We start from the raw sequence: 12,674 nt of genomic DNA, 5'->3' as shown, positions 1-12,674 counted from the left end.
CGCGGGGCACCGGCTGTTCACCTCCGCGACACCGGGTGCCCCTACCGTGGCGCCCCGGCCGACCCGCTCCCGGACGCGCGGCCGGAACGGAGAGCACTAGTGAGCACGGACGCGCATCCCCAGGACCTCCTCGACGCCGGCGCCCTCGCCCCGGCACCGCGGACCCTGATCGATGTCCTCCGCGACACCGCCGAGCGCCACCCCGACGCCTCCGCGCTCGAGGATCCCGCCGGCGCCCTCAGCTACCGCGAGCTGCTCGCCCGCGTCGTCTCCGCCGCCGCCGAGCTGACCGCCGCCGGGGTGCGTCGCGGCGATCGAGTGGGCGTGCGGATGGCCAGCGGCTCGCGCGAGCTCTACCTCGCGATCCTCAGCATCCTCGCCGCCGGTGCCGCCTACGTCCCGGTCGACGCCGACGACCCCGAGGAGCGGGCGCGACTCGTCTTCGGCGAGGCCGCCGTCCGCGGTGTCATCACCGGCTCCGGACGCTTCGAGCGCGCCGACGCGGAGCCCGCGCGACTGTTCACCGGGTCGGCGCCGCACCCCAGCACCGCCTCGATCCCGCTGCTGCAGCCGCCGACCCTCGAGGACGACGCCTGGATCATCTTCACCTCGGGCTCGACCGGCACACCGAAGGGCGTGGCCGTCAGCCACCGCTCGGCCGCCGCCTTCGTCGATGCTGAGGCGCGCGTCTTCCTCCGGGCCGAGCCCCTCGGCCCCGGCGACCGGGTGCTCGCGGGCCTCTCGGTCGCCTTCGACGCCTCCTGCGAGGAGATGTGGCTGGCCTGGCGGAACGGCGCCTGCCTCGTGCCCGCGCCGCGCTCGCTCGTGCGCAGCGGGATGGACCTCGGCCCCTGGCTGACGACGCACGGCATCACCGTCGTCTCGACCGTGCCGACCCTCGCCGCGCTCTGGCCCGCCGAGTCGCTCGAGAACGTCCGCCTGCTCATCTTCGGCGGCGAGGCCTGCCCGCCCGAGCTCGGCCAGCGCCTGGCCGTCGACGGCCGCGAGGTCTGGAACACCTACGGCCCCACCGAGGCGACCGTCGTCGCCTGCGCCGCTCCCCTCGGCGGGCCCGGCCCGGTGCGGATCGGCCTGCCGCTGGACGGCTGGCGGCTCGCCGTCGTCGATCCCGAGGGCCGCCGCGTCGGCGAGGGCGAGGTCGGCGAGCTGATCATCGGCGGCGTCGGCCTGGCCCGCTACCTCGACCCCGCGAAGGACGCCGAGAAGTACGCCCCTGCGCCGACGCTGGGCTGGGAGCGCGCCTACCGTTCCGGCGACCTCGTGCGCTTCGAGAGCGCCGGACTCGTCTTCCAGGGCCGCGCCGACGACCAGGTCAAGCTCGGCGGCCGGCGGATCGAGCTCGGCGAGGTCGAGGCGGCGCTGCAGGGCCTGCCCGGAGTCTCGGGCGCGGCGGCCGCCGTCCGCACCACCGGCGCGGGGATCCAGGTGCTCGTCGGCTACCTCGCCCTCGCCGGCGGGCGCGCGCTCGACCGCGACGCCGCGCTGACGCGGCTGCGCGAGGAGCTGCCGGCCGCCCTCGTGCCGCTGCTCGCGGTGGTCGACGAGCTGCCGACGCGCGTGTCGGGCAAGGTCGACCGGGCCGCACTGCCCTGGCCGCTGCCCGAGAGCACTGCGGCGGACCCGGGGCTCGACGCCGGGACCGCCTGGCTCGCCGGGCTCTGGCGGGAGGTCCTCGGCGTCCCGGTCGACGAGAGGGCGAACTTCTTCGACCTCGGCGGCGGGTCGCTCGCCGCCGCCCAGCTCGTCGCCCGGATCCGCGAGCAGGACCCCGAGTTCACCGTCGCCGACGTCTACGCGCACCCTCGGCTCGCGGCGATGTCGGCCGAGATCGCGAGTCGCGCGACCGGCGCCGGCGAGGTCTCGAGCCACCGGATCGCCCCGGTCCCGCGTCGGATGCAGGTGCTGCAGACCCTCCTCGGCGCGCCGCTCCTGGTGCTGAGCGGCGCCCGCTGGACGACGGTCGTGCTCACGGTCTGCGCCCTGCTCGACCTGCTGCCCGGCTTCGGCTGGCTGCCCACCGTGCCGCTGCCCGGGCTCGTCGTCGCGTTCGCCCTCTTCTGCACTCCGTTCGGCCGGATGGGCCTCACCGTCCTCGCCGCCCGCGCACTGCTGCGCGGGGTGCGCGCCGGCGACCACCCGCGCGGCGGCGGGGTGCACCTGCGGCTGTGGCTCGCCGAGCGGATCGCCCACCAGCTCGGTGCCGTCAGCCTCGCCGGAGCACCCTGGGTCGCGCACTACGCCCGTGCGCTCGGCGCCCGGATCGCCGACGACGTCGACCTGCACTCGCTCCCGCCGCTGACCGGCATGCTGACCCTCGGCCGCGGCGCCGCGATCGAGCCCGAAGTCGATCTCTCCGGCTACTGGATCGACGGCGACGTCCTGCGGGTCGGCGCGGTCCGCGTCGGCGCCGGCAGCACGGTCGGCGCCCGCAGCACCCTCCTGCCCGGCACCCGCATCGGCAAGAACGCGCAGATCGAGCCCGGCTCCGCGGTCTTCGGCCGGGTGCCGGCCGGCCAGCGCTGGGGCGGCTCGCCCGCGCAGCGCCTCGGCAAGGCGAGCGCGGGCTTCCCCGCCGAGCGCCCGCCGCGTGCGACGCCGTGGGTCTGGGCCTACGCGGTCTCGGCGGTCGGCCTCGCCGCCGTGCCGGTCGTCTCCTTCGCGGCGGGACTCGGCGTGCTCGCCCTCGCCGTACAGGGCGCAGCGGATCTCGCGGAGGCGCTCCCCCGCGCCGTCGCCGCCCTCGTCCCCGCGGTCGCCGTCACCGGCGTCGTGCTGGCGGGCCTGGTCGTCGTGCTCGTGCGCCTGCTCGGCCGCGGCGTCGAGGCCGGCACGCATCCCGTCCGCGGCCGGATCGGCTGGCAGGTCTGGTCCACGGAGCGCCTGCTCGACCACGCCCGCGCCCTCCTCTTCCCGCTCTACTCCGGCCTGTTCACGCCGGTCTGGCTGCGGCTGCTCGGCGCGAAGGTCGGCCGCGACGTCGAGGCCTCGACCGTGCTGCTGCTGCCCGCGATGACCACCATCCGGGACGGCGCCTTCCTCGCCGACGACACCCTCGTCGCCTCCTACGCCCTCGGCGGCGGCTGGATGCGGCTCGCCCGCGCCGAGATCGGCGAGCGCGCGTTCCTCGGGAACTCCGGGATGGCGGCGCCCGGACACACGGTGCCGGCGGGCGGGCTTGTCGCGGTCCTCTCCTCCGCCCCGCGCAAGTCGAAGGCGGGCTCGTCCTGGCTCGGCTCGCCGCCGGTGCGGCTGCGGCGCACGGTGGTCGAGGCGGAGTCGGCGCGCACGTTCCGGCCGGCCGCGCGCCTCCGCGCCGCCCGGATCGTCTGGGAGCTGCTGCGCTTCGTCCCGGTCGTCGTCTCGATCGCGATCGGCCTCGGCGTCGTCGCGGCCCTGCTGGCACTGGTGCCGGTGATCGGGGCACCGGCGACGGCGGTGGTCGGCGGTGTCGTCCTGCTCGCCGCAGGCGCGGTCGCCGCAGGCGTCTCGACCGCGGCGAAGTGGCTCCTCATCCAGCGCGTCCGCCCGAGCGAGCACCCGCTCTGGTCCTCCTTTGTCTGGCGCAGCGAGCTCGCCGACACCTTCACCGAGATGGTGGCGGCGCCGTGGTTCGCGCACGCCGCGGCCGGAACGCCCGCCCTCGTCTGGTGGCTGCGGAGCCTCGGCGCGCGGATCGGCCGCGGAGTCTGGTGCGACAGCTACTGGCTCCCGGAGGCCGATCTGGTCGATCTGGGCGACGGAGCGACCGTCAACCGGGGCTGCGTCGTGCAGACCCACCTGTTCCATGATCGAATCATGAGCATGGATCTCGTGAGTCTCGACGCCGGCGCGACCCTCGGCCCGCACAGCGTGATCCTCCCCGCCGCGACCATCGCGGCGCACGGCACGGTCGGCCCCGCCTCCCTCGTCATGCGCGGCGAGCTCGTGCCCGCGGGCAGCCGCTGGAGCGGCAACCCGATCGGCCCGTGGCGCGAGGTCCGTGTCGGCGACTACCACGCGCCCGTCGCGTGAGCGACGCGCAGACCGGGCTGGAGACGGCGGGTGACCCGTACCTCCCCGGCATCGGCAACACCGGCTACCGCGTCGAGTCCTACGAGCTCGACCTGGACTACCGGGTCTCGAGCAACCGGCTCGCCGGCCGAGCGACCCTGCGGATCGTCGCGCTGCAGCCGCTGCGCCGCTTCTCGCTCGATCTGAGCCGCCTCCGGGCGACGCGGGTGCGGGTCGCCGGACGCAAGGCGCGCAGCGATCAGGCCGCGCACAAGCTCCGGGTCACCCCCGCCGAGCCGCTCGAGGCCGGCGCGAGCGCCGTCGTCGAGATCGAGTACGGCGGGCACCCCGGGCCGCGCGCCAGCCACTGGGGCGAACTCGGCTGGGAGGAGCTGACCGACGGCGTGCTCGTCGCCTCGCAGCCCTCCGGCGCGTCGACCTGGTACCCCTGCAACGACGACGTCGCCGACAAGGCGACCTACCGGATCCGGGTGAGCGCGGAGGAGGGCTACTCCGTGCTCGCGAACGGCGTGCTGCTCGAGACGAGCGAGCGCTCGGGCCGGCGCACCTGGCTCTACGAGCAGCGGGAGCCGACCGCGAGCTACCTCGCGTCGGTGCAGATCGGCCGCTACGTGCTCGAGGACCGCCTGCTCTCCGGAGTGGCCGTCACGCTCGCGCGCCCGGCCGCGCTGGCCGCGCGGGTCGCGCGCGACTTCGCACCGCTCAGCGCCATGCTCGCGTTCTTCTCCCGGGTCTTCGGCCCGTACCCGTTCCGCCAGTACACCGTCGTGGTCACCGCGGACGAGCTGGAGATCCCGCTGGAGGCGCAGGGCATGGCCGTGTTCGGCGCGAACCACGTCGACGGCCGCGGCGGCTCGGAGCGGCTGATCGCCCACGAGCTCGCGCACCAGTGGTTCGGCAACAGCGTCGGCCTCGCCCGCTGGCGGCACATCTGGCTGAACGAGGGCTTCGCCTGCTACGCCGAGTGGCTCTGGTCGGAGGAGTCGGGCGGGCCCAGCGCCGATGCCCAGGCCCGCCGGCACCACGCGCTCCTGCGGTTCCAGCGCCAGGACCTCGTGCTGGGCGACCCGGGACCGGTGGACCTCTTCGACGACCGGGTCTACAAGCGGGGCGCGCTGACGCTGCACGCGCTGCGGCTCCGGCTCGGCGACGAGGTGTTCTTCCGGCTCCTGCGCACCTGGACCGCGCGGCACGCGTCCGGCACCGCGAGCGAGGACGACTTCCGCGCGCTCTGCGCCGAGGTCGCCGGCGGCTCGGCGATCGCGGGCGGCACGGCCGTCTCGGCTGTCGAAGCGCTGCTCGACGCCTGGCTCGTCGACGTGCGGCTGCCGCCGCTACCGGCCGCCCGCTGAGACCAGCGAGTCCTCGAGCGCGTCGCCGTGCTCGCGGCGCCAGCCGATGATCGGACCGGCACCGCCGACGGAGTCGCCCAGCGCGACGCTGACCCGGAGCGACGGGTCGAGGTGCGGCTCGGCGAGCCGGAAGCGCGTGCTGTCGATGCGAGCCTCCGCGGTGAAGCGCGACTCGTGGATCCGGACGCGCCGCGGATCGACGTCCAGCCCGCGGCCGTCGGCCTTCAGCGCGGCCTCGATGCGGGTCCAGTGCAGGATCGGGTCGGCGGCGCGGAACCCGCCCGTCGCGAAGGGAGCGCCGGCGATCCGCGTGATCGCGACGCCGCGCTCGGGCGGACCCGCGACCGGCTCGACGTCGACCCCGACGACGCCCGCGCTGCTGGCCGCGACGACGACCGCGCCCGGGCAGTGCGCGATGCTGACGGAGAGGTGCTCGGCGCCCTCGATCCAGGGGCGCCCGTGCGGACCACCGCAGCGGGAGCAGCGGGCGGTGACCCGGACCATCGAGGCGGACAGCCCCAGGAGCTCGCCCGCGAGCATGCGCAGCAGGACGCGGCCGAAGACGAAGCGCTCCGCCACCGCCGCCGACCCCGTCGCGCGGTAGCGCTCCCGCTCCGCCGTGCCGAGCAGCGGCAGTAGCCGCTCGGCGTCGAGGCGCTGCTCGTCGAGCGCGAGCCAGCGCAGGTGCACCCCCGGCAGATCACGCACGCCGTCGTCGTTCCTCATCCCGTCCCCCACGGTCGTGTCCCCCATGATCCCGTCCCCGGTCCAGCGCTACTCGGCGGCCCGAGCGGTCGCCGCGTGCTCGCCGCGCTCGTAGACGTCCGCCGCCGAGCCGACGATCAGCGGATCGGGTCCGAGCGGCGATACGACCTCGTCGTCCCGGCCGTCGTAGTCGTACAGGCTCAGCACGTAGCGCATCGCCTCGAGCCGGGCGCGCTTCTTGTCGTTGCTCTTGACGATGGTCCACGGCGCGTCGGCGGTGTCGGTCGCCGCCATCATCGCCTCCTTGGCCGCGGTGTAGTCGTCCCACTTGTCCAGCGAGGCGAGGTCCATCGGCGAGAGCTTCCACTGCCGCACCGGGTCGATCATCCGGATGGTGAACCGGGTGCGCTGCTCCTCGGCCGAGACCGAGAACCAGAGCTTGACCAGGTCGATGCCCTCGCCGACGAGCATGCTCTCGAACAGCGGCGTCTGCCGGACGAACTCGTCGTACTGCTCCGGAGTGCAGAAGCCCATCACGCGCTCGACCCCCGCCCGGTTGTACCAGGAGCGGTCGAACAGCACGATCTCGCCCGCGGCGGGCAGGTGCGAGACGTACCGCTGGAAGTACCACTGCGTGCCCTCCCGCTCGGTCGGCTTCTCGAGCGCGACGACCCGGGCGCCCCGCGGGTTGAGGTGCTCGGTGAAGCGCTTGATGGTGCCGCCCTTGCCCGCGGCGTCGCGCCCCTCGAAGACGACGACCAAGCGCCGGCCGTGCTTCTTGATCCAGTTCTGGAGCTTCAGCAGCTCGATCTGCAGCAGCCGCTTGCCGGCCTCGTACTCCTCGCGCGACATCCGCTCGTCGTAGGGGTAGCCCTCGCGCCAGGTGTCGATCTGCGTGCCGTCGCGGCGCAGCAGCACCGGATCGTCGTCGTCCTCGTCGAGCACGACGAGATCGCGGGCGTCCTCGGGCGTGAGCGAGCGGAGCAGCTCGGGCGTCGGCACGAGGGCGCCGCGGGGAGCCGCATCGGGAGCGGCGTCGGGAGCGGCATCGAGGACGGCGTCGGGGCTGAGGGAGCGATCGGAGACGGAGGGCACGGAGCGACGCTAGGGGCCCCGAGCGACGCCGGGGTGAACGGCGGGTGTCCGCCCTCTCGCGCCCGCGCGCACCCGGACGTACCCTCGTCGCATGTGCCGGAACATCCACACCCTCCACAACTTCGAGCCCGCCGCCTCCGACGAGGAGGTGCACGCCGCCGCCCTCCAGTACGTCCGCAAGATCAGCGGCGCCACCCGCCCGTCGAAGGCGAACCAGGAGGCGTTCGACCGCGCCGTGGCGGAGATCGCCCACATCACGGGCCACCTCCTCGAGGACCTGGTGACGACCGCGCCGCCGAAGGACCGCGAGGTCGAGGCGGCGAAGGCCCGCGAGCGCTCGGCCCAGCGCTTCGCCACGGCGTGAGGTGCGACGCACGCGCCGGCCGATCCGGGAGGGGCACGCGCTAGCCGATCAGGTAGACGAAGCCGCGACCCGACCGCGCGATCCGGGACGCGAACTCCACGGCGCGGTCCAGGTACTGCCCGAGCTGCTCCCCCTCGGGGTGCTGCGGCAGGCCCTCCTCGAGCTCCTGCCGGAGCGCGAGCAGATCGTCGGCGATCTCGGCGACCTCTCCCGGCGGAACGGCGCGCACCCACGGATCCCAGCACATCCCCCGCAGCGACACCCGGCCCTCCAGCATCCGGTGCGCGGGCCGGGGCGGCTGCCCCGGCGAGCGCGGAGCGGTCAGCGCCTGCAGCCCGGACCACGCCCGGTCGAGGAAGAGCATGTCGTCCTCCGGCACCGGCTGCGGCAGGTCGGCGGCGTCGATCTCGGCGCCGTGCGGCATCCCCCAGGCGCCCGCCAGGGCGGTCTCGCCGATCACGCTCCGCGGGTCGGCGAGCGCGCGCTCGGTCAGATCGGCATCGAAGGCGTAAGCGTAATAACGGATTCCCATGCGTCGATGGTGGCGAGCACCGCGCTCGCTCCGGCGCCGGATACCGAGATCTGGGGAGGGCCGAGCGATCACGCGGCTGTGGAGGGACGAGCGACCGCTTCTGTTCCCGGACTCGTCTAGGCGTCGAAGGCCGCCGGCGGCAGGTCCGTCTCGCCGTCCTCGACGGCGCGAACGATGCGCGCCGCGACCGTCTCCGGCGAGTGCCCCGCGCCGAAGCGCGGAGCCGTGCCCGCCAGCGGGTGCTGCGACAGCGCGGTCTCCGTGTGGCCGGGCCGCGCGTCGAGCAGGAGGACGCCCGCCTTCCGGTACTCCCGGGCCGATGCCCGGACGAACGAGTACAGGGCCGCCTTGGACGCGGAGTACGCCGCGAGACCGGCGGTCGGCGCCTCGGCGACCACCCCGCTGATCGTGACCGCGAAGGGCCGATTCCCGGAGGCGGACAGGGCGGGGAACGTCGCCGTGAGCACGCGGATCGGCGCCAGGGCGTTCACGTCGACGAGCTCCTCGAGCACCGCCGGATCGAGCTCGGCCGAGGGGCCGAAGGCGACGACGCCGGCCGCGACGACGACGCCGTCGAGTCGCCCGTGACGGCGGAGGACCTCGTCCACCAGGCGCTGCGGGGCGTCCTCGCCGAGGAGATCGGCGACGAGCGGCGCGTCGCCGAGGTCGGCGGCGCGGCGCCCGGAGCGGACCACGGTCGCGCCGCGCTGCTCCAGCTCGTCCGCGATCAGCCGCCCGAGGCCGCCGGAGGCACCGAGGACGAGGACGACGGAGCCTTCGAATCGAGTCATGTCCGAAGCGTAGACGGGGGGTCTGGCGCGAATCGCCTCTACCGGGAGGCGAGGGCCGTCAATACGGTGGATCGCATGTCGCGTCCGGACACCTGTGCCGTGCTCCACCGACTGGTGGAGGTCCTCGAGGACCCCGCGCCGATCAACCCGGGGCACGCCCGGCACGTGAGCGGACTGCTCGCCGGCGCCCTCGACTCCGCCCCGGCCCTCAGCGACTGCGCCGGCGCCCCGGCCCAGCTCGTCGCCTTCGCGTCGGAGGACCCGGCGGACGAGAACCCGGCCCTCTGAACGCCCCGACCGCCACCGCGTCACCCGGCACTTCGCCGCCTCGCCCCACTCCTCAGAAGTCGCGGTAGTCGAGCGCGACTACCGCGACTTCCGCGGACTCGGAGGCGCCTCTGCCTCCCGGCCACTCTCCACTCCCCGAGAGTTGCGGTAGTCGAGCGCGACTACCCCGGCTTCTGCGGAGTCGGGGCCTCCCCCGCCGAGCGGAGGGACGCCGCGGGCCCCTCGTAGACTCGACGGGCCGAGAGAACGGGGACCCGGTGGACGACGAACGCGCCGCACCTGCGGGCTGGTACCGCGATGACGCCCACCCGGAGTCGATGCGCTGGTGGGACGGCACCGCCTGGACCGACGCCCGCCGCTCGGCAGAGGACGCGGCGACGCGCTCCACCGGCGCGCAGGAGACGCGGAGGCTCCCGGACACCGCCCCCGAGCACGTCGAGTACCGCCTCCCGAACTCCGCCGGCACCCCCACCGTCGACGCCACGGACGAGGCGGAGCGGATCGAGGAGATCGCCGCCGTCGTCGGCCGCCCGCTGCGCGTCGGCGAGATCTCCGACCGGATCCTCGACGTCGTCCTCGTCCCCGAGCCCGACCACCCCACCGGCACTCCCGCCGTCTCCGTCCGTGCCGGCGGCCGCGTGATCGGCTACCTCCCCGACGCCTACCGCCGCGCCCCCGCGCTCACCGGCCTCTCCCGCGTCGTCGCCGGTCGCGCCGCCCCCACGACGTCCGCCCGGCTGCGCGCCGAGCGGACGGAGGAGGGCCTGCGCGCCTCGGTGAAGGTCGCCCTTGTCGCCCCCGAGCTCCTCGTGCCGCTCAACGCGCCGCCTCAGGAGCGCTACTCGATCCTGCCGTGGGGTCGCGCCCTGCAGGTGCAGCGCGAGGACGAGCACTTCGTCCGCCTGGCCGGCGTGGTCCCCCAGGGCGGCCGCGGCCTCCTCCTCGTGACGCTCCACCTCGTCGGCGGTCTCGTGGAGGTGCGCCTCGACGGCGACCGCGTGGGCGAGCTGACCGCGTCGATGTCCGAGCAGTTCGCGCCCACCCTCCGCCACCTCACCGGCCTCGGCCTCACCGCCGTCGCCTACTGCTCGCTCCAGGGCTCGCCGCTGAAGGCCGAGCTGACCCTCCAGGCGGCGCGCGCCGCCGAGCTGCCGGCGGACTGGGTCGACGGCCGGCCGGTGACGCTCCCCCGGCTGGTCCCGGGGGCCACCGGGGCGCCACCCGCCTACGTCGCGCCGCTGCGGCCGACCCCGCGCACCTCGGAGGCCGTCGCCCGCTCGACCCGCCGGACGGTCGCCTGGGTCGTCGTCGGCGTCTGCACGCTGGTCGGCCTCTCGAGCTGGATCATCGGCGACGTCCTCAACTGAGGCTCGGCACGTCGGCCGACGCGGCCCTCCGGCACGCGGAAACACCTCCGGCTCGCCGGATCGTCGAGATCCTGCGAGCCGGAGGCCGTTCCGCGAGCCGGAGCCCGGGCGGTCGTCAGACGTTGAAGCGGAACGTAGGCCCAATGGTTGGCGATCTTCGTCCGGGCCCGTCTACCGCATCATTACCGGGATGTAGCGGTTGGCGGTGCTGGTTACGGGTAGTCGAAGACTGACGCTCTTGCGGACTCGTTGCGGACTCTTAGGCTCCGTCTAGTGGCAAGGAGCGCCGGTCGCTCAGTCCCGCTCGTACCAGCCCTTCCCACGTCCCTTGCGGTCGGACAAGCACTCAACACCGAGCGCGGCCCGAAGCCGCTTCGAGAGGTCGTCGGCGTCGTGCTTGCGATAGTGGCGGTGCAGGATCGCAACCGCTCTTTCGGCCACAGCGACCGTGTCATCGAGGCGACGCTCCAGCCACTCCAGATCCGTCATCGACGGCATCAACCCATGAGCACTGATCGTCACTGCACGGGTTGCCCCAAGCTCGCAGCAGCTCGAAGTCGAACTCGACGTCATACGCCACGTTCGTGGCCTCGAACAGGCTGAGCCCGGTAGCAACGAAGTCGGGATGCTCTGCTTGCTCTGCATGAGCGTCGATGTCCGCTCGCGAATCGCCGCGCTTGAGGGTGTCATCAGGGCCACAGATCCCATGCACTGAGAGCGGTACGCCGAGCCCGACGACGATAAGCACCTGAGAGCGCGTCTCGGGATGCCTCCCGTCGTCGAAAGTGACGGTGCCCATCCGTCGGAGCTCCGAGAGGGGGAGTGAGTAACGGACGACAGCCGCCGCAGTCTCGTCCTCGAGGGCGACGAAGCCGCCGGTATGAACCAAAGTCTTCATGGAGACGTCCTCTATCGATCGTGCGAATCAGGTGCAGCGCATCGAGGGCAGGGAGACGATCGGATGAACTTGGCTCGGGGCCCGCAGCCCGGGAAGCGCTTGACACGCGTAGCGCGACGATTCAGCCGGCAGGGGCTCGCCCCTCGGAGGCCGCCACCGGCGGGTCAGCCATGCTCTCGACGATCCTTGCGCGGGGCGGCGACGTCGCCGCGATTGGTCGAGCGGGCTAGGGTCAGCTGGTTCCCGAACATGTCGTCACCGGGCTAGAAACGCATCAGCCGCATCCCACAGCGTGTTCCCCCCCTACCAAGGACCCAGCCGCCTCGAGCCACGCAGACGAATGTCGGCAGCCCCTGACACCGCACGAAACGAATTTACCGAGGTCCTCGGTCCGGTCTGCGACCTTCCACTCACCCGGAGTGATCGTTGGGAGATCATCGACATGGGGGTCTAGGAGTGCGGCATCCGCCCGTCGTCGGCGCGACCATCGTCACGCTGACGCGAGGGGCCTACTCCCGAACAAACAGACATGCGGAACCGGCTCGGAAGCCGGTCAATTGCTTCTCGAGTCCGGTCGGCCGTTGCTCCTCATCGATGAGATCCCCGCCGCCGACGCTCAGGACGATTCCGCTGGGAAGGCGCAGGAGGCGCTCGTGGAGGCTCTTCCGGCCGTCATCGCCGAGGTAGCGCCACACATTCCGGACGAGGACGACGTCCGCCGACGGGATTTCGCAGTCTCGGAGGTCGGCAACGTCGAACGTCACGCGTCGACGGACCGCTGGGGAAGGGCGCCACTCCCCGGCCTTCTCCTCGAAGTAGTCGAGGAGCTGCATCGGCCGAAGCACGCCTGCCTCGACCGCGGACTGCGCCGCTTGCACCAAGTCAAGTCGGGCGGTGACGCCCCGCCGGGCGATAGCGATCAGCTCGAGATCGATGTCCGTCGCTATTACGCGGCCAGGGATGCCGTGGTGCTCGAGCAGAATCGCGACTGAGTACGCCTCTTCACCCGTCGCCACAGCGCCGCAATACACGGAGACCGGCCTAGGCCGAGCGCGCAGGAAGTGGAGCAATGGTAGCCAGGAGGTTGGGAGTCGGAACCACTCGGTGCGACCCATCCCCAGCTCTGTCCTCGCATCTCGCATTCATCACCCTTCGTTCAAGGAGGCGACCTCAACGTTACGCGGTCACCAGGGCTCACGAATCGACGGTCGTCGGCCTCCGCCCCACAGAAAGGCTCGCCCAGCGATGTC

General features: G+C 73.5%; 11 protein-coding genes. 5 read left to right on the top strand and 6 right to left on the bottom strand.

The window, feature by feature from the left end; all coding sequences use genetic code 11:
* Positions 1-99: 99 nt before the first annotated feature.
* On the top strand, positions 100-4,032 hold the full coding sequence (locus tag MT350_RS04175) for a Pls/PosA family non-ribosomal peptide synthetase (RefSeq protein ID WP_243598912.1): 3,933 nt from the start codon (positions 100-102) through the stop codon (positions 4,030-4,032).
* The gene (locus MT350_RS04170) at positions 4,029-5,384 is read left to right on the top strand and encodes a M1 family metallopeptidase (RefSeq protein WP_243598911.1); all 1,356 of its coding nucleotides are present in this window, start codon (positions 4,029-4,031) and stop codon (positions 5,382-5,384) included. The genes MT350_RS04175 and MT350_RS04170 overlap by 4 nt, the downstream gene beginning before the upstream one ends.
* Here MT350_RS04170 and MT350_RS04165 read toward each other — a convergent pair.
* Both MT350_RS04165 and ppk2 read right to left on the bottom strand, forming a co-directional pair.
* Positions 5,367-6,110, bottom strand: coding sequence for a 4'-phosphopantetheinyl transferase superfamily protein (locus MT350_RS04165; protein WP_243615424.1), 744 nt, complete (start codon positions 6,108-6,110; stop codon positions 5,367-5,369). The genes MT350_RS04170 and MT350_RS04165 overlap by 18 nt on opposite strands.
* A gap of 48 nt (positions 6,111-6,158) precedes the next feature.
* Positions 6,159-7,076: a polyphosphate kinase 2 gene (ppk2, locus tag MT350_RS04160; protein ID WP_279392201.1), complete on the bottom strand. Its 918-nt coding sequence runs from the start codon at positions 7,074-7,076 to the stop codon at positions 6,159-6,161.
* A gap of 199 nt (positions 7,077-7,275) precedes the next feature.
* Between ppk2 and MT350_RS04155 the strand changes: the two genes are divergently transcribed.
* Entirely contained in the window at positions 7,276-7,548 is a 273-nt protein-coding gene (locus tag MT350_RS04155; protein WP_123702785.1) for a DUF2277 domain-containing protein, read from the top strand.
* A gap of 40 nt (positions 7,549-7,588) precedes the next feature.
* On the opposite strand, the gene MT350_RS04150 is transcribed toward MT350_RS04155, so the two are convergent.
* Both MT350_RS04150 and MT350_RS04145 read right to left on the bottom strand, forming a co-directional pair.
* Positions 7,589-8,080 (bottom strand): hypothetical protein, encoded by a 492-nt coding sequence (locus tag MT350_RS04150; RefSeq protein ID WP_243598909.1) that lies wholly within the window; start codon positions 8,078-8,080, stop codon positions 7,589-7,591.
* Between the two features lie 116 nt (positions 8,081-8,196).
* Positions 8,197-8,871 (bottom strand): SDR family oxidoreductase, encoded by a 675-nt coding sequence (locus MT350_RS04145; protein WP_243598908.1) that lies wholly within the window; start codon positions 8,869-8,871, stop codon positions 8,197-8,199.
* Positions 8,872-8,946: 75 nt separating this feature from the next.
* Between MT350_RS04145 and MT350_RS04140 the strand changes: the two genes are divergently transcribed.
* Both MT350_RS04140 and MT350_RS04135 read left to right on the top strand, forming a co-directional pair.
* Entirely contained in the window at positions 8,947-9,159 is a 213-nt protein-coding gene (locus MT350_RS04140; RefSeq protein WP_160088252.1) for a hypothetical protein, read from the top strand.
* 257 nt (positions 9,160-9,416) lie between these two features.
* Positions 9,417-10,526 (top strand): DUF2510 domain-containing protein, encoded by a 1,110-nt coding sequence (locus MT350_RS04135; protein ID WP_243598907.1) that lies wholly within the window; start codon positions 9,417-9,419, stop codon positions 10,524-10,526.
* Positions 10,527-10,977: 451 nt separating this feature from the next.
* On the opposite strand, the gene MT350_RS04130 is transcribed toward MT350_RS04135, so the two are convergent.
* Together MT350_RS04130 and MT350_RS04125 are read right to left on the bottom strand one after the other, a co-directional pair.
* Complete coding sequence (locus tag MT350_RS04130) at positions 10,978-11,424, bottom strand: hypothetical protein (RefSeq protein WP_243615423.1); 447 nt, start codon at positions 11,422-11,424, stop codon at positions 10,978-10,980.
* 509 nt (positions 11,425-11,933) lie between these two features.
* Positions 11,934-12,539, bottom strand: a complete 606-nt coding sequence (locus MT350_RS04125; protein WP_279396240.1) for a CheR family methyltransferase — start codon at positions 12,537-12,539, stop codon at positions 11,934-11,936.
* Positions 12,540-12,674: the final 135 nt, after the last annotated feature.

Source organism: Rathayibacter sp. VKM Ac-2928, assembly GCF_022815545.1.
Lineage (GTDB): Bacteria > Actinomycetota > Actinomycetes > Actinomycetales > Microbacteriaceae > Rathayibacter > Rathayibacter festucae.
This window is presented reverse-complemented; position numbering and strand designations above follow the sequence as displayed.